This is a genomic window from Pseudoduganella sp. R-31 (assembly GCF_049913235.1).
GTDB lineage: Bacteria > Pseudomonadota > Gammaproteobacteria > Burkholderiales > Burkholderiaceae_D > Rugamonas.
The window spans coordinates 627,915-648,566 of sequence record NZ_CP183986.1; the positions used below are offsets into that span (position 1 = coordinate 627,915).

The 20,652-nt window shown below is 66.4% G+C and carries 20 protein-coding genes; 11 read left to right on the forward strand and 9 right to left on the reverse strand.

Features of this window, described 5'->3' with window-relative positions; genetic code table 11:
* Nucleotide 1 precedes the first annotated feature (1 nt).
* The 4 genes from ACN9MY_RS02860 (at nucleotide 2) to pepA (ending at nucleotide 4,201) form a co-directional block, all read left to right on the forward strand.
* Nucleotides 2–874, forward strand: a complete 873-nt coding sequence (locus tag ACN9MY_RS02860) for a ThiF family adenylyltransferase (protein WP_426320381.1) — start codon at nucleotides 2–4, stop codon at nucleotides 872–874.
* Nucleotides 871–1,926, forward strand: a complete 1,056-nt coding sequence (locus tag ACN9MY_RS02865) for a molybdopterin biosynthesis protein MoeY (RefSeq protein WP_426320383.1) — start codon at nucleotides 871–873, stop codon at nucleotides 1,924–1,926. Before ACN9MY_RS02860 ends, ACN9MY_RS02865 begins: the two co-directional genes overlap by 4 nt.
* A 14-nt stretch (nucleotides 1,927–1,940) precedes the next feature.
* Entirely contained in the window at nucleotides 1,941–3,149 is a 1,209-nt protein-coding gene (locus ACN9MY_RS02870) for a glycosyltransferase (protein WP_426167293.1), read from the forward strand.
* Nucleotides 3,150–3,307: 158 nt separating this feature from the next.
* The gene (gene pepA, locus ACN9MY_RS02875; RefSeq protein WP_426167295.1) at nucleotides 3,308–4,201 is read left to right on the forward strand and encodes a flocculation-associated PEP-CTERM protein PepA; all 894 of its coding nucleotides are present in this window, start codon (nucleotides 3,308–3,310) and stop codon (nucleotides 4,199–4,201) included.
* Between the two features lie 57 nt (nucleotides 4,202–4,258).
* On the opposite strand, the gene ACN9MY_RS02880 is transcribed toward pepA, so the two are convergent.
* From ACN9MY_RS02880 to ACN9MY_RS02920, 9 genes are all read right to left on the reverse strand, one after another.
* The gene (locus tag ACN9MY_RS02880; RefSeq protein WP_426167297.1) at nucleotides 4,259–5,053 is read right to left on the reverse strand and encodes an SDR family NAD(P)-dependent oxidoreductase; all 795 of its coding nucleotides are present in this window, start codon (nucleotides 5,051–5,053) and stop codon (nucleotides 4,259–4,261) included.
* Nucleotides 5,040–6,665, reverse strand: a complete 1,626-nt coding sequence (locus tag ACN9MY_RS02885; RefSeq protein WP_426167299.1) for a GMC oxidoreductase — start codon at nucleotides 6,663–6,665, stop codon at nucleotides 5,040–5,042. Before ACN9MY_RS02885 ends, ACN9MY_RS02880 begins: the two co-directional genes overlap by 14 nt.
* Before the next feature lie 12 nt (nucleotides 6,666–6,677).
* On the reverse strand, nucleotides 6,678–7,526 hold the full coding sequence (locus ACN9MY_RS02890) for a lytic transglycosylase domain-containing protein (protein ID WP_426167301.1): 849 nt from the start codon (nucleotides 7,524–7,526) through the stop codon (nucleotides 6,678–6,680).
* A gap of 63 nt (nucleotides 7,527–7,589) precedes the next feature.
* Complete coding sequence (locus ACN9MY_RS02895; protein ID WP_426320387.1) at nucleotides 7,590–8,696, reverse strand: nucleotidyltransferase domain-containing protein; 1,107 nt, start codon at nucleotides 8,694–8,696, stop codon at nucleotides 7,590–7,592.
* Nucleotides 8,686–9,600, reverse strand: coding sequence for an HprK-related kinase A (locus ACN9MY_RS02900; RefSeq protein WP_426320389.1), 915 nt, complete (start codon nucleotides 9,598–9,600; stop codon nucleotides 8,686–8,688). Before ACN9MY_RS02900 ends, ACN9MY_RS02895 begins: the two co-directional genes overlap by 11 nt.
* Nucleotides 9,594–9,827 carry an HPr-rel-A system PqqD family peptide chaperone gene (locus ACN9MY_RS02905; protein WP_426167307.1) on the reverse strand — a complete coding sequence of 78 codons (234 nt, stop codon included), beginning with the start codon at nucleotides 9,825–9,827 and terminating at the stop codon, nucleotides 9,594–9,596. Before ACN9MY_RS02905 ends, ACN9MY_RS02900 begins: the two co-directional genes overlap by 7 nt.
* Nucleotides 9,827–10,471 carry a hypothetical protein gene (locus tag ACN9MY_RS02910; protein ID WP_426336822.1) on the reverse strand — a complete coding sequence of 215 codons (645 nt, stop codon included), beginning with the start codon at nucleotides 10,469–10,471 and terminating at the stop codon, nucleotides 9,827–9,829. Before ACN9MY_RS02910 ends, ACN9MY_RS02905 begins: the two co-directional genes overlap by 1 nt.
* A gap of 219 nt (nucleotides 10,472–10,690) precedes the next feature.
* Nucleotides 10,691–11,314, reverse strand: a complete 624-nt coding sequence (locus ACN9MY_RS02915; RefSeq protein ID WP_426172102.1) for an XrtA/PEP-CTERM system exopolysaccharide export protein — start codon at nucleotides 11,312–11,314, stop codon at nucleotides 10,691–10,693.
* Between the two features lie 69 nt (nucleotides 11,315–11,383).
* Nucleotides 11,384–12,157: a S1 family peptidase gene (locus ACN9MY_RS02920; RefSeq protein ID WP_426167311.1), complete on the reverse strand. Its 774-nt coding sequence runs from the start codon at nucleotides 12,155–12,157 to the stop codon at nucleotides 11,384–11,386.
* A 189-nt stretch (nucleotides 12,158–12,346) separates the two neighbouring features.
* Here ACN9MY_RS02920 and ACN9MY_RS02925 point away from each other — a divergent pair, with 189 nt between their 5' ends.
* From ACN9MY_RS02925 to ACN9MY_RS02955, 7 genes are read left to right on the forward strand one after another with little or no spacing between them, the layout of a single operon-like run.
* Nucleotides 12,347–13,873 (forward strand): XrtA system polysaccharide chain length determinant, encoded by a 1,527-nt coding sequence (locus ACN9MY_RS02925; protein WP_426320392.1) that lies wholly within the window; start codon nucleotides 12,347–12,349, stop codon nucleotides 13,871–13,873.
* A gap of 27 nt (nucleotides 13,874–13,900) precedes the next feature.
* On the forward strand, nucleotides 13,901–14,857 hold the full coding sequence (locus ACN9MY_RS02930) for an XrtA-associated tyrosine autokinase (protein WP_426167315.1): 957 nt from the start codon (nucleotides 13,901–13,903) through the stop codon (nucleotides 14,855–14,857).
* Nucleotides 14,838–16,409 carry a TIGR03016 family PEP-CTERM system-associated outer membrane protein gene (locus ACN9MY_RS02935; RefSeq protein ID WP_426336823.1) on the forward strand — a complete coding sequence of 524 codons (1,572 nt, stop codon included), beginning with the start codon at nucleotides 14,838–14,840 and terminating at the stop codon, nucleotides 16,407–16,409. Before ACN9MY_RS02930 ends, ACN9MY_RS02935 begins: the two co-directional genes overlap by 20 nt.
* A 16-nt stretch (nucleotides 16,410–16,425) precedes the next feature.
* Complete coding sequence (locus ACN9MY_RS02940; RefSeq protein WP_426167319.1) at nucleotides 16,426–17,454, forward strand: XrtA/PEP-CTERM system-associated ATPase; 1,029 nt, start codon at nucleotides 16,426–16,428, stop codon at nucleotides 17,452–17,454.
* Nucleotides 17,451–18,581 carry a non-hydrolyzing UDP-N-acetylglucosamine 2-epimerase gene (gene wecB, locus ACN9MY_RS02945; RefSeq protein ID WP_426320396.1) on the forward strand — a complete coding sequence of 377 codons (1,131 nt, stop codon included), beginning with the start codon at nucleotides 17,451–17,453 and terminating at the stop codon, nucleotides 18,579–18,581. Before ACN9MY_RS02940 ends, wecB begins: the two co-directional genes overlap by 4 nt.
* A gap of 2 nt (nucleotides 18,582–18,583) precedes the next feature.
* Complete coding sequence (locus ACN9MY_RS02950; RefSeq protein WP_426167323.1) at nucleotides 18,584–19,429, forward strand: XrtA system polysaccharide deacetylase; 846 nt, start codon at nucleotides 18,584–18,586, stop codon at nucleotides 19,427–19,429.
* The gene (locus ACN9MY_RS02955) at nucleotides 19,426–20,652 is read left to right on the forward strand and encodes a FemAB family XrtA/PEP-CTERM system-associated protein (RefSeq protein WP_426167325.1); all 1,227 of its coding nucleotides are present in this window, start codon (nucleotides 19,426–19,428) and stop codon (nucleotides 20,650–20,652) included. Before ACN9MY_RS02950 ends, ACN9MY_RS02955 begins: the two co-directional genes overlap by 4 nt.

Genomic DNA, 20,652 nt, shown 5'->3' on the forward strand with positions numbered 1-20,652 from the left:
GATGAGCGACGACTTCATCTACGGCAAGGCTTTCTCGCGCAACATCGGCTGGGTCACCGAAGCCGAGCAGGCCAGCCTGCGCGGCAAGCGCGTGGCCATTGCCGGCGCCGGCGGGGTGGGCGGGGTGCACCTGATGACCCTGGTGCGCCTGGGCGTGGGCGCCTTCCACATTGCCGACTTCGACAAGTTCGACCTGCCCAATTTCAACCGCCAGGTCGGCGCCATGCAGTCGACCCGCGGCTTGCCGAAGATCGAGGTGATGGCGCGCATGGCGCGCGACGTCAACCCCGAACTCGAGATCAGGATGTTCCCGGACGGGATCAATGCCGGCAACCTGGACGCCTTCTTCGAGGGCGTCGACATCTACATCGACAGCCTCGACTTCTTCGCCTTCGACATCCGCCAGCAGACCTTTGCCCTGTGCGCCCGGCGCGGCATCCCGGCCACCACGGTCGCGCCGCTGGGCATGGGCGCGGCGCTGCTGAACTTCCTGCCGGGCCGCATGACGTTCGAGGAGTATTTCGGCTGGGGCGACTTGCCGGAAGGCGACAAGGCGATCCGCTTCGTGGTCGGGCTGGCGCCGGCCGGCCTGCACCGGCCCTACCTGGTGGTGCCCTCGGCCGTCAATTTCGCCGAGCGGCGCGGGCCTTCGACCATCATGGCCTGCCAGCTGTGCGCCGGCATTGCCGCCACCGAGGCGCTGAAGATCCTGCTCGGGCGCGGCGACGTGCTGGCCGCGCCGCACGGCATGCAGTTCGATGCCTACCGCAACAAGCTGGTGCGCACCTGGCGCCCCGGCGGCAACAAGCATCCGATCCAGCGCCTGGCGATCATGATCGGCAAGCGCGCCTTTGCGAAAATGGCCCAATCATGACTACCATCGAACAGATCCTCGACCTGGCGCGCTGGGCGCCCAGCGGCGACAACACGCAGGTGTGGCGCTTCGAAATCGTGGCGCCGGACCATGTGGCGGTGCATTGCCACGACACGCGCGACCATGTGGTGTACGACCTGGACGGCCACCCCAGCCAGGTCGCGGTCGGCGCCATGCTGGAAACCATGGCGATTGCCGCCAGCGCCCACGGCCTGCGCGCCGATGCCGTGCGCCGCGCCGGCAGCCCGGACACCCATCCCGTATTCGACGTGCGCTTCACGCCCGATCCCGCCATCGCGCCCAGTGCCTTGCTGCCGGTGATCACCACGCGCAGCGTGCAGCGCCGCCCGCTCAGCACGCGGCCGCTGACGGCGCAGGAAAAGCAGGCGCTGGAAGCGGCGGTCGGCCCGGCGCACCAGGTGCAGTGGATCGAAGGCTTCGGCGGCCGCTGGGCGGCGGCGCGGCTGATGTTCAACAACGCCAAGCTGCGCCTGACCATGCCCGAGGCGTACGAGGTGCACCGCAGCATCATCGACTGGGGCAAGACGCACAGCCCGGACAAGGTGCCGGACCAGGCCCTCGGTGTCGACAACGGCACCCTGGCCCTGATGAAATGGGCCATGGTGAGCTGGGAACGGGTCAACACCATGAATACCCTGATGGGCACCTGGGCGCCGCGCCTGCAGATGGACTTGCTGCCCGGCATCGCCTGCGCCGCCCACTTCGTGATTCGCGCCAAGGCCGCGCCGGCCGGCATCGACGACTACGTGGCCGCCGGCCGCGCTACCCAGCGCTTCTGGCTGACGCTCACTGCGCTGGGCCTGCACATGCAGCCGGAAATGACGCCGCTGATCTTCGGCCGCTATGTGCGCAACGCCCTGCGCTTCACGCGCCTGGACAGGCTGCAGGAATCGGCGCGCCGGCTGTATGGCCAGCTCACCGGGGTGATCGGCGCGGCGCCGGAAACGGCCGTGTTCATGGGCCGGCTTGGCGCCGGCAAGGCGCCGAAGGCGCGCTCGCTGCGCAAGCCCCTGGCTGAATTGATGAAGTAAGCCGGTACCGCGCAATGACACGCAAGAAAATCCTGTTCCTGGCCGAAGCGGTGACCCTGGCACACGTGGGCCGCCCGCTGGCCCTGTCCGCCAGCCTCGACCGCGAACAGTACGAGGTGCACTTTGCCTGCGCCGAGCGCTACGCCTTTTGCTTCGAGGGCGCGGACCTGGTGCGCTGGACCATCCACAGCATCTCGAACCAGCAATTCCTGCAAGCCCTGGCGGACGGCAAGCCGGTCTATGATGCCGCCACCTTGGACGGCTACGTGGAAGAAGACCTGCAACTGCTGCGCCAGGTCCAGCCCGATATCGTGGTGGGCGATTTCCGCCTGTCGCTGTCGGTCAGCGCGCGCCTGGCCGGCGTGCCCTATGTTTCGCTGATCAATGCCTACTGGAGCCCGTATGTGCACCAGCGCTACATCGTGCCCAGCCTGCCGCTCACGCGCTTCTTGCCGATCGCGCTGGCCAATGCCCTGTTCAAGCTGGCGCGCCCGCTGGCCTTTGCCCTGCACACCATTCCCCTCAACCGGGTGCGGCGCCGGCATGGCCTGCCCTCGCTGGGCTGGGACCTGAACCGCGTCTACACCGACGCCGACCACACCCTGTATGCCGACGTGCCGCAGCTGTTCCCGCCGCACGACCTGCCGGCCAGCCACGCCTTCATCGGCCCCGTGCTGTGGTCGCCGCCGCTGCCGGTGCCGGACTGGTGGGACCAGTTGCCCACCGATCGCCCGCTGGTCTACGTGACCGTGGGCAGCTCGGGCCACGGCGCCTTGCTGCCCGCCGTGCTGCAGGCCCTGGCCGGCTTGCCGGTGACGGTGCTGGCCGCCACCGTCGGCATGGTCAAGCTCGATGCCGTGCCGGCCAATGCCCGGGTGGCCGACTTCCTGCCCGGCGAGGAGGCCGCGCGCCGCGCCGCCCTGGTGATCTGCAATGGCGGCAGCCCGACCAGCCACCAGGCGCTGGCGGCCGGGGTGCCCGTGGTCGGCATCGCCGGCAACCTCGACCAGTTCCTCAACATGGAGGGCATCGTTGCCGCCGGCGCCGGCGCCTTGCTGCGCGCCGACCGCTTCGATGGCGCCGCCTTGCAGCAGGCGGTGCAAGGCTTGCTGGCCACGCCGGCGGCTGGCCTTGCGGCGCGTCAACTAATGGACATATTCAGAAACTATCGCTCTTCGGAAGCGTTTAGCAAGTTACTGTCGAAAATCCTTACAAAGGCATAAGTTAGTATCAACGTGGTACTAACGGTAACAAGCCAAGGTATTGATTTCTAAGGAAACCGGGAAGTTGGCACAACTATTGCTCATAGGAGCTTGTGCCCGCTGCAAGGCCAGATAGCAGCAAAAGGTCAGACAGCCCCTTTTAACTCAGGAGTCAATCAATGAAGATTTTCCGCAAACTGCTCCCGCTCGCTACTGTAGCCGGCCTGTTGTTCGCTGCCGGTGCTGCACAGGCAGACGTGATCACCCCCTTCACCATCAAGGACGGCACCAACGTGCTGGCCACCAATGTCAATTCGCTGGACTGGGCCGAAACCGGCAGCGGCCTGGCCAAAGGCATCGGCCCCTTCGGTGCGCCGCTGGCGGTTGGCACCAAGTTCGACTTCCTGTACCAGGCAACCCTGGTGGGCAAGGCCGGCGGCACCGGCAGCCCATCCCTGGGCGGCAGGCTGGACGGTGAAGCGAACGGTTCGGCCGACGGCCTGTTCGAGATCACCATCGCTGCCCGCATGACCGAGGTGGTGTCGAGCGTGGTGCCAGGCCCCGGCGGCACCGCCACCGCCAACTTCAACCTGGCCCCGGGCCAGAACCAGGTCGCGATCTATTTCGACACCAACCAGAACGCCAACACCGCCACCGGCGTGGGCTTCGACGACGGCATCATGATCGCCCTGCTGACCATCGATACTAACTCGTCCGTGTTCCAGTTGCTGGCGCCTAACAATGGCCAGGGTTCCGCCCGCCTGCACGCCGGCATGCTGTCGCCCGGCGACTTCATCGACGCCAACTACCTGGAAGGCGTCACCAGCCTGCTGTTCGGCATCGATTTCCAGTCGAGCCTGAACTACCCGGCTGACACCTCGACCACCACCGGTTTCCACCGCAATGGCTCGAGCAATAACGGCGACCCGTTCGCGACCGACCTGGTGGCCGGCAACGACATCCTGTTCAAGGTGGACGGCTCGAACCGCTTCACCCGTGTGCCGGAACCAGGCACCATGCTGCTGATGGGCATTGGCCTGCTGGGCCTGGCTCGCCTGCGCCGCCGCGCCTGAGCTGCCGCAGGAAATCAATGGGGACGTACCCTTTCAAGGGGTACGTCCCCTTTTTATTTATTGCGGCGGCTTGAACATCTTGGCGACTTCGCGGATCACCATGCTGTGCGGGAACAGGCCGGCAAAGAAGCGTTGCTTGTAGGTGCCCTTGATCGAGGCCACCACCGGGTCGCCCTTGGCCAGGCCGGCCAGCGAAGCCTGCACCACCTCGGCCGTGCTGCCGCGCGCAACCAGGGCGCTGGCGTAGGCGCCGGCCTTGGCGTCGAATTCGGTGTCGGTCGGGCCCGGCACGAGGGTTTGCACGAGGATGCCGCGCTCCTTCCATTCGCCATGCAGGGCCTGGCTGAAGCTTTGCACGAAGGCTTTCGAGGCGGCATACACGGCCATGTAGGGCACCGGCTGGTAGCTCGCCTGCGAGGACACATTGATCACAGCGCTGCTCGGGTAGGATGCCAGGTCGGGCAGGAAGCGGTAGCACATCTCGACCATGGCGCGGTTGTTGACCTCGATCATGTCGCGGTAATCATCGAGTTCCCAATGCTCGAGGCGGTTCCAGCGTCCGATGCCGGCGATATTGCATAGCAGGCGAATGCGGATGCCGAACGCATCCAGCCGTTCCTTCACATGGGCCACTGCGCCTGGCTTGGCAAGGTCGACGCGTATCACTTCAGCCTTTACGCCCAGTTCCTGCACCGCGCGCCTGGCCAGTTCCTGCAAGCGCTCTTCGCGCCGCCCGACCAGCACCACGTTGACGCCGTTGCGCGCCAGCTCGCGCGCGAATTCGGCGCCGATGCCGCCCGAGGCGCCTGTCACCAGCGCCCAGTGGCCGCGCAAATCTTCAAGCTTGATCATCGTAAATTCCTTTTCCTGTCAGCTGGCGTGCCACGCGCAGGGCATTGGCGGCAATGGTCAGGCTGGGATTGGTCCCGCCGCTGGACGGGAAGAACGAGCCGTCGACCACGTACAGGTTGGTTAGGCCGTGTGCGCGATTGCTGGCGTCGAGGACGCTGCTGCGCGGGTCGCTGCCGAAGCGGCAGGTGCCGCAGGCGTGGGCGATGCGCTGGTTGTTGTCGGCCTGCTTCACCAGGTCGAAGGCATAGGGCTTGAGCGCATCCTTCATCAGCCGGCGCATCGTTTCGATGCGCGCCGCATCATGCGGGCGCACGCGATATTCGAACGCCAGGCGCGCATCGCCGCTGGCCGGCGTGACGCGGTTGTCGGCATACGGCAAGTCTTCCAGCGTGCTGGCCAGCACCAGGCGCTCGTGCACGAATTGCCTGAGGATGGGCTTGATCACCGGTTGCGCCAGCTTGAACAGGGGCGCCAGCCAGGGCAGGGCGCCTTGCCGCAGGTCGTCTTCCATCGACGCCGCCAGCACCGGCACCGGCGGCAGGCGGCCGAACGATTGCACCGAGCCGAGCTTTTGGCCGCCGCGCTGGTAGAAGTCGTTGAAGCCGAATTCCTTTTGCCGGTTGTCGAACCCGGCCGGCGTGCGCGGCTTGATCACGTACAGGTCGATATGGTGGCGCATCAGGTGGCGTCCCACCAGGCCGGAATCGTTGGCCAGGCCTTGCGGCCAGTGCGGGGAGCTCGACTGCAACAGCAGGCGCGGCGTCTCCAGTGCGCCGGCCGCCAGGAAGACCTGCTTGCCGCGCAAGGTCAGGCGCTGGCCGCGCTGCTGGCACACCACGCCGGTGACGGCGCTGCGCGTGGCCTCCAGCTGCAGCACTTCGCATTCATCCATCAGCGTGGCACCATGCTGCGCCAGGGCCGGTTCCAGGCAGACGCGGCTGGCGTCGTTCTTGCACTGGCGGTCGCACAGGTAACCCTGGCAGGCAGCGCAGCCGTCGACGAATTCACAGGCCAGCGGCAGGCGGTAGGGATGCAGCGCGCGCTGGCGGAAGAACTCGAACAGCTCGCCGGAAGCCGGCGTCAGCGGTGGCGGTTGCCGGAAGTGGGCGGCCCAGTCGCCGCTGCCGCCGGTGCGCAGCGGGTCGGGCGTGCCGCGCACGCGGAACAGGCGCTCAGCCTCGGCGTAATGCGGCAGCAGTTCTTCGTAGCCGATCGGCCAGGCCTCGGGCAATGCCGCCTCGGCTGCGTCCGGGTGCTGTGCCCGCGGCGCGAAATCGGCGGGGAAGAAGCGTTCCAGCACCATGCCGTACAGCGCGCTGGAGCCGCCGGTGCCGCTGCCGATGAAGGGGACGAAATGCTGGGTGCGCGGGCCGGCGTTGCTGCGGATGGTGTCGCTGTAGCGGCCGGCGCGCTGCAAGGTGGCGCGGTGCTGCGGGCCCGGCGCGGCTGGGGTGGGGAAATGCGTTTCGGCGTAGCTGTTGGTCAGGGCGCCCGGCTGCAGATGGGACTTGCCTTTTTCAAGGAATAACACGCGTTGCCCGGCCTTCGCCAGCGCATAGCCAAGTGGCGCGCCGCCCATGCCGGTGCCGATGATGATCGCGTCCCATTCCATCGGGCAAGGATATCATCGGCGTGATCGAATTGCTATCTGGTGTGTACAGCGCTGCGGCGCCGCTGCCGCGTAAGGATGGCTGGATTTGCCGTACAGCTGGCCGATCCGCCGCACATAGGCGCGCGTCTCGTCGTACGGCGGCACGCCGCCGTACTGGTCGACCGCCTGCTCGCCGGCATTGTAGGCGGCCGTGGCCAGCGCGACGTCGCCGCTGTAGCGCGCCAGCAGCCAGCGCAGGTAGGCCAGGCCGCCGCGCAGGTTCTGCTCGGGGTTGAAGGCGTCGAGCACGCAAAAGCGCGAAGCGGTGGCGGGGATCAGTTGCATCAGCCCGCGCGCGTCGCGCGGTGAAACGGCGCTGCGGTTGAAGCCGGATTCGACGGCGATGACGGCCAGTGCCAGGGCCGGCTCGATCTCGTATTCGGGCGCCAGCCTGTCGACCAGGGCCAGCAGTTGCGGCGACGCCGCCGCATAGTCGGGAATCGGCAAGGCAAGGTCGAGCTCGAGCGCGGGATCGGGCGCCATGCAGGCCGGCAGCGCGGCCCCCGGCGCCGCCGGCAGCAGCGCCTGCATGCGTGCGCTGGCCGCATGGCCCTGTTCGGCAGCCAGGCCGAACAGGCGCCAGGCGGCGCCGTCGTCGTGCGCCACGCCGCGTCCGTTGGCATACATCCAGCCCAGGGCATACTGGGAATCGGGGGCGCCAAGCCGGGCGGCGCGGCAGTACAGCGCTGCGGCCTGGTGCAGGTCGCGCGCCACCCCTTCGCCGTGTTCCAGGCGCTGCGCTTGTTCGTACAGGGTGGCGGCATTCTGCGCGCAGGCAGCGTGGGCCAGCAGGCTGGCCGCCACGAGGGCTGGGAGTCGCATGCAGGCTCCGTGCAAGGCGATGTCCCAGCCATTGTAGCGGGACGGCGCTGGCAGTTGCTGCCGTTATGCGGCCGCACCCTGCGAGTTTTTGGGCGTCAAAAGTGCCTTATGGAACAGGTGGCGCGCCAGGCGCAGCGGCGGCATGCGCAGCCAGTTGCCGCGCACATACAAGAGGAAGTCGGCGACCGCGCCGCCGGCGCCGCGGCAGCTCGGATGGTGGGGCAGCAGCGCACGCATGAACAGCGCATCCATCACGGCCAGCAGTGCGCGCGGCGGGCCGGCGGGCGCGATGGCGGCCAGGGTGGCCGGCGGCACCTCGGTGCCGAGCAGCGCGGCACTGTAGCGCAGGCCGTAGAACATGAAGCGCTGCAGCTGGTGCTGGCGCGCGCGCGCCGGCAACCCTGCCCAGAAGCCGGGCTCGCTGGCGCCGAAATGGGTGAGCAGGCAGTGCAGGTCCCACAGGTCGCGCAAGCCCTTGTCGAACTCGCCGTCGGCAAACAGGTGGGTGGCGCTGTGCAGCACCATGTCCAGCGGCGCCAGGATGGCCGAGCCCGGCGGCGCGGCAGCGCCCGCCAGCGGCCGCGCGGCGGCACGCAGCAGGCGCGCATCTGGGCGCTGGGCGGCCGTGCGCGGCAGGATGGTGTGGTGCACGTCGATGGCGGTCTGGCGCAGCACATGCATCATCGGCGGCAGCTCGTGCATCCACTCGCGGTAGTAGCGCTGGTCGTAGCTGTCATGGTGGGTGCCGACCCAGCCGTGGCGCATCAAGGCCGCTTCCACCTGCGGCAGGCTGTCTTCCGGCACCAGGATGTCGATGTCGGAAAACAGGCGGCCGGCGGCAGGCGGCAGACCGGCTGCGGCATAGGCGCCGCCCTTGAGCAGCAGCAGCGGCACGCCGAGCCCGGCCAGGGCCTTGCCGATCAGGCGGATTTCCCAATAGGTGGCCTGGCGGTGGCGCCGCGCCATGACTGCCGCCCACGCCAGCTGCTCGCGCGCCTGCGGCAAGGCTTGCGCCAGCACGCCGTGCCGCTCCAGCCAGTCATGCAGGGTGGCGCTGAGGTTGGCATTGGCGGCCTGGCGCAGCAGCAGGTCCCAGCCGGCCGGCGGCAGGCCGGCCAGCTGCTGCGGCGCGCGCAGGGCGCGCAGCAGGAGCGGCAACTCAGCTTTCATGGAGGCGGGCAAAGGTGTCCAGGGCTTCATCCAGCGCACTATAGCGGAAGCGGAAGCCGGCTGCCTGCTCGATCAGGCGGCCGAGCGCAGCGAAGCCGGCGGCGCCCAGCACGCTGTAGTTGAAGCTGTTGCCTGCCAGTTCCATGAAGGTGGCAGCGCGCGCCAGCGGTTCCAGCGTGGTGGCGGCGCCGGCGCTGTAATGGGGGAACACGATCCAGGCCGGCTGGGCGCAATCGCCGGCCCGCTGCACGGCATCGCCCGGCGCGCGCATATGGGCCACGGTGCCCTTGGTGGTGTCGTGCACGGGTGTGCTCAGCACCGCGTCCGGCACATAGGCGCGGATGATGTCGATCGAAGCATTCTTCAGGCTGATGGGGCGCGGATTGGGCACCAGCAGGCCGCTCTCGGGATCGAGCAGGGTCAGTTCGTCCGACAGCAGGCGCCAGCCGCCCCTGCCGCACAGGGCGGCGGTCAGCGTGCTCTTGCCCGAGCCGGGCGGCGCCGGCAGGATCACGGCGCGGCCCTGGCGCTCGAGCACGGCCGCATGCACGATCAGGTAGCGGTGGGCGCGGCTCGAGACGCACCAGTTCAGGCCCCATTCGAACATGGGGAAGGCATGTTGCAAGGGCATCGGCTGGAACATTTCGTAGCCGTCGCAGTGCAGCCGTACTTGCGGGCGCAGCCAGCGGCGCGCCGAACGCGGGCGCACCAGGTGCAGGTGGAAGTCGGCGAAATCGCTGTCCTGCAGCAGCGGGTAGTCGCCATACAGATGGCCGATGCCGGCTGCCACGCTGGGCATGTCGGCTTGCAGGCGCACGCTGAAGCGGCCGGTGCGCAGGCGCAAGCCGTCGCCGGCCAGGCGCGCCCGCAGGTCAGCGGGCGCCAGCGAGGCCACGTTCAGCATGGTTCCACCAGGTAGAGTTTGCGCAGTTCGGCCAGGGCCAGCTGCAGTTCCGGGTCGGCCCAGTCTTCAGGCGCCAGTTCGCCGTCGCGCAATGCCTGCAGCAAGTCGAGGGTTGCCTGGTCCAGCAGGTGGGTGGCGCCGGACACTTCGTTGTAGAGCACCACCTGGCCGTCCCAGCTGCGGTGCAGCAGGGACTGGCCCGGCACCAGTTGCCATTGCACCGGCATCAACCCATCGTACCGGCCAGGTAGTCGACCACTTGCTTGGCGTCCCATTGCACGCCGGCAGTCGGGGTGAAGTAGCCGGTATCGCGCAGCTCGTTCCAGATGTTTTGCAGCATCGGCACGGTCTGGAAGCCGGACAGGCCGGCCAGCACGTTCAGGTAGGCTGCCACCAGGTGGGCGCCCAGCTTGTAGGTGTCGAAGTTGGGGCCGTTGCCCAGGATATAGTCCAGGGTGCTATTGTCCGAACCGTAGGTGCTGCTCATTTCGAGGTTGCAGGTGAATACAGTCCGGAACAGGTCGGTCGGCAAGGCGCCGGCCGGCCAGACCTTGTCCGGCAGCGGCGATGGCGTCGGATTCTTGCCGCCGCCCTTGCCGTTGCCGTTGCCATTGCTGCTGCCGCCTGGCGCCGGGTCGGTGTTTTTCCAGGCGCCTGGCGATTTGCCGGCGCAGGCGCCGGGGTCGTTGGGGCGGGCGCTGACCAAGCCGGACTGGAAGCCCGATGGACCGGCGCACACGACCGCCGCCATGCCCGGCTGGCTGTGCAGGGTCAGCAGAACGCCGGATGCTGCGGCACCGGCGCGGGTGAAGCGGCGGCGCGCAGCGCCTTTCGCGCTCAGTTGCTTGCCTGGCTGTTGTTCGTTGGCCACGTCGTCGTCCTTGCGAATTATGTGGGGCAGCTCAGCCGCCCATGATACTTAGTGAACAAGCAAGTACCGTTCCAGATACGAGTTTCACCTATGGAACAGCTGGAAAATCAGGTGCTTAGCCACGGAAAAGGGGGCTCGGATGCCCCCCGGCGGGCAATCATATCTTGAACTGTAAGAATTATCGACACCTAAAGGAAACTATCCAGCTGCTACTTCCTGTCAGAAGAAGCTCTCGGGAATGACCAGGATATCGCCGGGGCGCATCGGCACGTTGGCGGAAATGTCGCCATCCTTGATCAGGTCGTTCAAGCGCACGGTGAACTGTTGCTGCTTGCCGTCGACCATGCGGATGATGCTGGCCTTGTTGCCTGCCGCGAATTCCGTGACCCCGCCGACGGCAATCATCACGTCCAGGATCGACATGTCGCGGCGGTAAGGCAGCGATTGCGGCTTGGCGGCCTGGCCGATCACGCGGATCTGCTCGCCGTACGTGCCGACGAAGCCGGTGACGATGACGGTGACCACCGGTTGCTGGATGAACTTGGCCAGCGCTTTTTCGATGTCGCGCGCCAGTTCGGTCGAGGTCTTGCCGCTGGCCGGCAAGTCTTCCACCAGCGGGGTGGTGATCTTGCCGTCAGGGCGCACCGGCACCACTTGCGACACTTCCGGATTGCGCCAGACGATGATGCTCAGGTTGTCGCCCGGGCCAATCAGGTAATCGGTTTGCGGCACGACGCCGGCGTCGGCCGGTGCGCCGCCATGGGGCGTGGAGCAGCCGCCCAGGCCCAGGGCGCCGAGGACCACGGCGCTCGCGGCGAGAACGCGGGCCAGCTTGGTTTGCATATTCACATTATTCTCCTTGTTTGCTTTTTAGCATTGCCTGTTATACCACGAGTCTTGCTATTTTACCTTCTATTTCTGTGCGCCACCTTGCTGCAGCAGTTCGTGCACGTGGCGCACCGGGATCGCGTAGCTGATGCCGCTGGGGGCGGTGATCGCGCTTTCCTTCATGCCCTTGACCAGGGTCATATTGATGACCGCCACCACGGTGCCGGTTTCGGGATCATACACGGGGCTGCCACTATTGCTGGGGTAAGCCGTGCCGTCGAGCTGGTAAATCGTGAACGGGGCGCCACGCTGCAGCTGCAGCACGGCGCGCGGATTGAGGCCGCGCGAAGTCGGGGTCGGCAGGATGGCCGGCGTCTGCGCCGCCAGCAGGGCGCGGTGGGTGACCGGGTTCAGGCCCAGCATGATGCCCAGCGGATAGCCGGTAAACACCAGGTCGCTGCCTTCGTCCAGCATGTCGCTGCTGCCCAGGGTCAGCGCCGGCAGCGGCGTGCCTTTCATGCGCAGGTGCACCAGGTCGTGCGCGCGGTCGATAGTGACCACGCTCGCTTCGCGGAACTGCAGCTGGTCGCCCTTGCCGGTGACAATGCCCAGGGTTTCCAGTTTTTCCGCATCGAGCGCCGTGACCGCATGGGCGTTGGTAATGACCGACAGTCCGTCACCTACCACAAAGCCGGTGGCATGGAATACGATGGCAGGGCTGCGCGTGCGGTTGAAGGTGCCGATGCCGACTACGCTGGGCTTGACCGCGGCGATGGTGCGCGTCAGCGGAGCGGCCCCGGCCAGCGGGCTGGCGCAGCCCAGGCAGGCTGCCAGGAAAAGTGAAATCAGCTTGGCCATGCAGCCTCCAAATTGGTGAATTGCCGTAGGGAAATGTTAAATTCTTTTCGTCAGCAGGGTGCAACAGGCATAAATTAATAGTAACAGGCAGCGCGTTCTGCTGTATGATAGAGATTAGATGTTATTTAGGCAATATTAGATGTGGGCATTGCGACAGTTTGCCTGCCTAACCAGGGATGAGTGATCGAAATGGCAGAGATTTTGGCATTGCTGTTGACCTTTCTTAAGGCAATCGGGAAATACCGCTGGTATGCAGTGGCGATTGCCTGGCTGGTCGCCGTCATCGGCTGGGCGGTGGTGTACCGCCTGCCGAGCGACTACCAGGCGTCGGCCAGGGTGTACGTCGACACCCAGAGCATCCTGAAACCGCTGATGGCGGGCATGACCACCACGCCCAATGTGGAGCAGCAGGTGATGTTCATGCGCCGTACCCTGATCAGCCGGCCCAATGTGGAGCGCGTGCTGCGCATGGTGGACCTGGACATCAAGGCCAAGGACAGCAAGGAGCACGAGCGCCAGGTCGACGAGCTGATGACCGCGATCAAGGTCACCGGCACCGAGCGCGACGACATCTACACCATCTCGTACAACAATGAGAACCCCAAGCTGGGCAAGGACGTGGTGCAGTCGCTGCTGACCATCTTCGTCGAAGGTTCCTTCGGCGGCAAGAAGCAGGATTCGGAAAAGGCCGTGCAGTTCATCGACGACCAGATCAAGATGTACGAGGAGCGCCTGGCAGCCGGCGAAAACGCGCTGAAGGAATTCAAGATCCGCCACATGGGCCTGCTGCCGCGCCAGGGCACCGACTATTCGACCAACCTGGGCGACCTGTCCGAAAAGCTGAACGAGGCGCGCCTGGAACTGCTGGAAGCGGAACAGGCACGCAATGCCATCAAGCGCCAGATTGCCGGCGAAGACATGGCGCCGGCCGCCGATGCCACCAATATTTCCAACCCTGAACTCGACGGCCGCATCTCGACGCTGGAAAAACAGCTCGACAGCCTGCGCATGCAATATACCGAAGAGCATCCGGACATCGTCTCGGCCAAGCGCCTGATCGCCAACCTGCAGCAGCGCAAGAAAGACGAGGCGAAGAAGGCGGCCAAGAGCGGCGACCCGGGCATGGGCTACAGCCCGATGCTGCAGCAAATGAACGTGGCGCTGTCGGTGGAGGAAGCGCGCGTGGCCTCACTCAAGGCGCGCGTTGGCGAATATACCGCGCGCATGGAGCGCATGCGCTCGCAAAGCACGGCAGCGCCGGAAGTCGAAGCGCAGCTGGCCCAGCTCAACCGCGACTATTCGATCAACAAGGAAAACTACGAAAAGCTGGTGCAGCGCCGCGAAGCGGCCAAGCTGTCCGGCGACCTCAGCTCGGCAACCGACATGATGAGTTTCCGCGTGATCGACCCGCCGATCGTGCCGCAAACCCCGATCGGCCCCAACCGCCCGCGCTTCTACTCGATCGTGTTCGTGGCGGCCCTGCTGGCCGGCCTGGGCGGTGCGTTCCTGATGAGCCAGGTCCGTCCTACCTTCCTCAGCCAGCACAGCCTGCGCGAAGTGACCGGCGTGCCGATCCTCGGCACCATCGGCATGAACTGGACCGAGCAGCAGCGCGCCTCGCGCCGGCGCCGGCTGTATGCCTTCGGCCTGGCCGTGGCCTCGCTGCTGACCGCCTTTGGCGGTGTCATGACCGTTACCTTGCTGCGCGCCGCTTGAGTCGCGCAACACCCAGGGAGTCCACAAGTGAGCATTATTGAAAAAGCCGCCAATCGCCTCGGGCAAGCGCGTCCTGCCGACGCCGCTGCCGAGACCACCGTTTCCCCAGCACCGGCCGCGGCTCCGGTAGCTGAAGCAGTGCACGCGGCCCCGGCCGCTGCTGCTCCGGCTGCTGCCCCGGCCGCGCCGGCCCCGGCGGCAGCGCCGCTGATGCCGACCCTGGCTACCCTGCAGCCGCACGGCGACGCCAGCCGCCGCACCACCCATACTGTGGAGCTGGACCTGATGCGCATGCACGAATCCGGCCTGGTGACTGCTGCCGGCGGCCGCACCGCGCTGGTGGAAGACTTCCGCATCATCAAGCGCCCGCTGATCAAGCGTGCCTTCGGCGCGCGCAAGCCGGGCGACAACCCGGGCAACCTGATCATGATCACCAGCTCGCTGCCCGGCGAAGGCAAGACTTTCTGCGCCATCAACCTGGCCATGAGCATTGCCATGGAACTGGACCACACCGTGCTGCTGGTCGACGCCGACGTGGCGCGTCCTTCGGTGCTGCGCACGCTCGGCCTGCCGGCCCAGCGCGGCCTGATGGATATCCTGCTGGACGACAATGTCGACATGGCCGATGTCATGCTGCGCACCAATGTCAACACCCTGTCGATCCTGCCGGCCGGCACCAGCTCGCCGCGCGCGACCGAGCTGCTGGCTTCGCACATGATGAAAAACCTGGTGAACGAGATCGCGAACCGCTACCCGGACCGTATCGTGATCTTCGATTCGCCGCCGCTGCTGCTGACTTCCGAATCACATGTGCTGGCGTCGAACATGGGCCAGATCGTGATGGTGGTGGAGTCGGAACGCACCACCCAGCACGCGGTCAAGGAGTCGCTGCGCCAGCTCGAGGGCTTGAGCAACGTCAACCTGATCTACAACAAGTCGCGTGAATTCCCGGGTACCGAAACCTATGACTATCACTATGGCTAAGCGCGGCCGCCTGGCCCTGCTGCCGCTGGCAGCGGGCTTGTGCGCAGCGTTTCCGGCGCAGGCCGCATGGGATTTCACGCCCACCGCTGCCGCGCGCGCCACGTATTCCGATAATGTCGGGCTGCAAGCCGATGACCGCGCCGACAGCGGCATGGTGCTGCAGCTTACGCCCGGCTTCCAGTTGCTGAACCACTCGCAGCGCTTCGATTTCAGCCTCGACTATGCGCTGAGCCTGTATGAATACGCCGGTGCGCGCCGCAACGGCGCCCAGCGCCACAACCAGGACCTGAACAGCCAGCTCAAGTCGCGCCTGGTCGAGGACTTCCTGTACCTCGATGCCCAGGCCGGCATCCACCAGCAAGCCACGTCGGCCTTCGGCCCACTGCAGGCCGGCAACGACTACGTGCGCACCAACCGCACCGAGGTGCGCACCTACCGCATCAGCCCTTACCTGGTGCACCGCTTCGGCGCCTTTGCCAATGGCCAGCTGCGCTACACGCACGACTCGGTCAGCACCGACAACGCCGGCATGCGCCGCAGCGACGGCAATACCATCAGCGCCCAGCTGGCCAGCGGCCCGAGCTTCCGCCGCTTCCTGTGGGATGCCATGGCGTCGCGCTCGGTGATCGACGAGCAGCTGCCCAGCATCGGCGGCGGCGCCGAGCGGCAGCAGACCACCAGTTCCAAGGCCGCCAATGTGAACTTGCGCTATGCCGCCACCCCGCAGCTCAACCTCGGCGTGTACGGCGGCTATGACAGCTACGATTTCAGCAGCGTGGGCGGGGCCCAGTCCGGCGCTGCCTATGGCGGCTCGCTGCAGTGGACGCCGTCCGCGCGCACTTCGGTGCAGGCGACGGCCGGCCACCGCTTCTACGGACCCAGCTACAGCCTGGCGCTGCAGCACCGCAGCCGCGGCACCGTGTGGAATATCGGCTACAGCGATTCGGTCAGTTCGACGCGCAGCCAGTTCGTGCTGCCGCAGGCGATCGACACGGCAGCCATGCTGGACAACCTGTTCCGCGCCCAGATTCCCGACGCGCTGCTGCGCGCGGCCGCCGTGCAGGCGTATATCCAGGCGGCAGGCCTGCCGCCGGCGCTGGCCACCAGCGTCAACTTCCTGAGCAACCGCTATTCGCTCAACAAGCAGCTGAACGCCGGCGTGGCATGGCAGCTGGCGCGCACCACCACCACCTTCAGCATGTTCAAGACCAAGCGCCAGATGCTGTCGAGCCAGCAGGTCGACAGCGTCCTGCTGGGCAACACGCTGTCCACCCTGAACGACAACACCGAACAGGTGGGCGGCATGGCCAGCATCAGCTATCGCCCTGGAGCGCAGACGGTGGCGACCCTGCTGGCCAATGCCTCGAACGTCAAATCGTTGAGCGATGCGCGCAGCAGCACCCATCGCGACCTGCGCTTCAACCTGTCGCGCACTTACAGCACGCGCACCACCGGCATCGTGGAATTGCGCCACGTGCGCGGTTCCACCGGGCTGGGCGGCCAGAAGTACACGGAAAATGCCCTGTCCGCGACACTGACAACGAGATTCTAAGCATCAAGGTCTTCCCATGTATGAGAGCTATTACGGGCTGAGCGACAAGCCCTTCCGCCTGCGGCCCGACCCGCATTTCTTCTTCGGCAGCAAGGGCCACAAGCGGGCCATGGCTTACCTGGAGTACGGCCTGTCGCAGGGCGAGGGCTTCATCGTCATCACCGGCGAAGTCGGGGCCGGCAAGACCACCCTGGTGCGCAACCTGTTCAACCAGATCGCGTCGGACAAGATCGTGACTTGCCACCTGGTCAACACCCACCTCAGTTCCGACGACGTGCTGCGCGGCGTGGTGGGCGGCTTCGGCCTGCCGTGCGAGGATGCGGCCAGCAAGACCACCTTGCTGGCGCGCCTGGAAGTTTTCCTGCGCCAGTGTGAGCAGGATGGCAAGCGCGCGCTGCTGGTGGTTGACGAAGCGCAGAACCTGACGCCGAAAGTGGTGGAAGAATTGCGCATGCTGTCCAATTTCCAGACCGACGAGAAATCGCTGCTGCAGACTTTCCTGCTGGGCCAGCCGGAATTCCGCGCCACCCTGCACAGTCCCGGCATGTCGCAGCTGCGCCAGCGCGTGATTGCGACCTACCACCTGGGGCCGATGGACAGCAGCGAAAGCAATGCCTATATCGAGCACCGCATGCGCACTGTCGGCTGGCGCGGCAACCCGCACCTGACGCCGGCTGCCTATGCGGCCGTGTTCGAATATACCGGCGGCATCCCGCGCAAGACCAACCACCTGATGGACCGCCTGCTGCTGATGGGCTTCCTGGAAGAGATGCAGGAATTCACCGATGCCGACGTCGACACGGTGATCCGCGATATCGCGCAGGAATTCCAGCCGCCGCCGCCCGAAGCGGCTGCCGACGGCGCCGATGGCGCGGCCATGCATGCCGCCGGCGCTGGCGGCCTCAGCTTCGGCAACCAGTACCCGGCCGTGCTGGACGAGCGCATGATGCGCGTCGAAAAATCACTGACGTCGGTGCTGTCGATCCTGAAGAAGATCGTGCGTTCGCCGTCCTCTTACAACATCCAACAGGACAGCAACGAATGAGTGCCTTCCGAATCCTATGCGTCGTCGGCGCGCGGCCGAACTTCATGAAGATGGCGCCCATCATGGCCGCTTTCGCGCAGCTCAAGCCGCAGGTCGAGGCGCTGCTGGTGCACACCGGCCAGCACTACGACGTGGCCATGAACCAGCAGTATTTCGATGCGCTGGGCATCCCGAGCCCGGACATCAACCTGGAAGTCGGCTCCGGCAGCCACGCCCAGCAGACCGCCGAAGTGATGAAGCGCTTCGAGCCGGCTATGGATGAGGTGCAGCCGGCTGCCGTGCTGGTGGTGGGCGACGTCAATTCCACCATCGCCTGCGCGCTGGTGGCGGCCAAGAAGGGCGTGCCGGTGATCCACGTGGAAGCGGGCCTGCGCAGCTTCGACCGCGCCATGCCGGAAGAAATCAACCGCGTGCTGACCGACCAGCTGTCGGACCTGCTGTTCACCACCGAGGAGAGCGGCGCCGACAACCTGGCCAGGGAAGGCATCGCAGGCGGGCGCGTGCACTTCGTCGGCAACGTGATGATCGATACCCTGCGCGCCAACCTGGCGCGCGCCATCCCGGCGCCGCAGATCGCGGCCGGCGCCGGGCGCCCGGACTTCCGGGCCGGCAAGGGCGAATACGCCGTGCTGACCCTGCACCGGCCGTCGAACGTGGACGACAAGGCCGTGCTGCAAGGCTTGCTGGAAACCGCCGCCAGGATTTCGGAACGCACGCCGGTGATCTTCCCGGTGCACCCGCGCACCCGCGCCACCATCGAGAAATTCGGCCTGAGCCACCTGCTGGACCGCCCGGAAGTGCTGCTGCTGCCGCCCATGGGCTACCTCGAGATGCTGGGCCTGATGCGCGATGCGCGCGTGGTGCTGACCGATTCCGGCGGCATCCAGGAGGAGACCACAGCGCTCGGCACGCCATGCATCACGCTGCGCCACAACACCGAGCGCCCGATCACTGTCGACGAAGGCACCAACACCATTGCCGGCAACGACCCGGCGCATGTCTGGGCTGCCTATGAGGCGCAGCTGGCCGGCGCCGGCAAGGCCGGCCGCATCCCGCACTTCTGGGACGGCCGCGCCGCCGAGCGCATTGCCGCCATCGTGCTGGACTGGCTGAAGGCGCGGGGCTGAACATGGGCGCGGCCGTTCGCAATGCCATGACCATCGACGTGGAAGACTACTTCCAGGTGTCGGCGTTCGCGCCGCACATCAGCCGCGAAAGCTGGCCGCAGCGCGAGTGCCGGGTCGAGGCGAACATCGACCGCGTGCTTGCCGTCCTGGACGACGGCCGGGCCAAGGGCACCTTCTTCACCCTGGGCTGGATCGCCGAACGCTATCCGGACATGGTGCGCCGCATCGTCGCCGGCGGCCATGAACTGGCCAGCCACGGCTACGGCCACCTGCGCGCTTCCGACCAGTCGCGCGGGCAGTTCATGGACGATGTCTCGCGCAGCAAGAAGATCCTGGAAGACATCGGCGGCCAGCAGGTGATCGGCTACCGCGCGCCCAGCTTTTCGATCGGGCCGGGCAACCTGTGGGCGCTGGACGTGCTGCAGGAAGCGGGCTACCGCTACAGCTCCTCGATCTACCCGATTGCGCACGACCATTACGGCATGCCCGATGCGCCGCGCTTTGCCTTCCACCCGAACGGCGCGCAAGGCTTGCTGGAAGTGCCGATCACCACCGTGCGCATCGGCCAGCGCAACCTGCCGGCCGGCGGCGGCGGCTATTTCCGGCTGCTGCCCTATGCGCTGTCGCGCGGCATGATGCGACGCGTGAACAGGCAAGACGGCCAGCCGGCCATCTTCTACTGCCACCCGTGGGAGCTCGATCCGGGCCAGCCGCGCCCTGAAGGGCTGGGGCTGAAGACGCGCTTCCGCCATTACGTCAACCTGCACCGCATGGAGTCGCGCATCAGGGCCCTGACGCGCGACTTCGCGTGGGATCGCATGGACCGCATTTTCCTGGGGCAGCAATGACGTCGATTATCGAAGCGGCGGCGGAGCGCCGCGCGGCACGCGCCAAGGCGGAAGCGGAAGCGGCGACCGCGCTGGCTGTCGCTGCCGGAAAACCGGTAAACCAGTGTCAGGCACAAGAGCCTGACACTTGCCAGGCAGCTGCTGCGGATCAGGGTCAGACCCTCGGGTCTGACCCAGGTTTACCGGTGTTGGTGCAGTTGCTGGGCAGCAGCCCCGACGAACGCGCCCGCTGGGACGCCTTCGTCCAGGCTTGCCCGGAAGCGACCTTCTTCCACCGCAGCGGCTGGCAAACCATCATCGAGCAATGCTACGGCCACCCGACCTGGTTCTTCTACGTGGAAGAGGGCGGCGTGATCACCGGCGTGCTGCCGCTGGCGCGCATGAAAAGCCGCATGTTCGGGCACTACCTCGCCTCGCTTCCCTTCTGCGTCTACGGCGGCGTGGCAGCCAGCACCGACACCGCGCGCAAGCTGCTGGACCAGGCTGCCGAAGAACTGGCCGCCTCGCTCGGCGTGGGCCACCTGGAATACCGCAACTACGCGGCGGCCCACCCAGGCGACCCGAAATGGCAGGGCAAGGACCTGTACTACACCTTCCGCAAGGCGATCAGCGGCAACGACGAAGAAAACATGAACGCCATCCCGCGCAAGCAGCGCGCGATGGTGCGCAAGGGCATCAAGCTCAATCTGCAGGGCGAGGTGGACGACAACGTCGACCGCATGTTCACCGCCTACGCCCACAGCGTGCACCGCCTGGGCACGCCGGTCTTTCCGAAGAAGTATTTCGCCCTGCTCAAGGAAACCTTCAAGGACGATTGCGAGGTGCGCGTCATCACGCAGGACGGCAAGCTGGTGGCCGGCGTGCTGAGCTTCTTCTTCCGCGACGAAGTGCTGCCCTACTACGGCGGCGGCATGGACCTTGCGCGCGAGGTGGCCGGCAATGACTTCATGTACTGGAACCTGATGCAGGCTGCGGCCGCCAAAGGCTACCGCATGTTCGACTTCGGCCGCAGCAAGAAGGGCACCGGCGCCTTCGACTTCAAGAAGAACTGGGGCTTCACGGCCCAGCCGCTGCCTTATGAATACCAGCTGTTCGCGGCCGACGCGCTGCCGGACGTGAACCCGCTGAACCCGAAATACCAGCTTTTCATCAAGCTGTGGAAGGCAATGCCGCTGCCGCTGGCCAATGCGCTCGGCCCTTTCATCGTCAAGAACCTGGGGTAA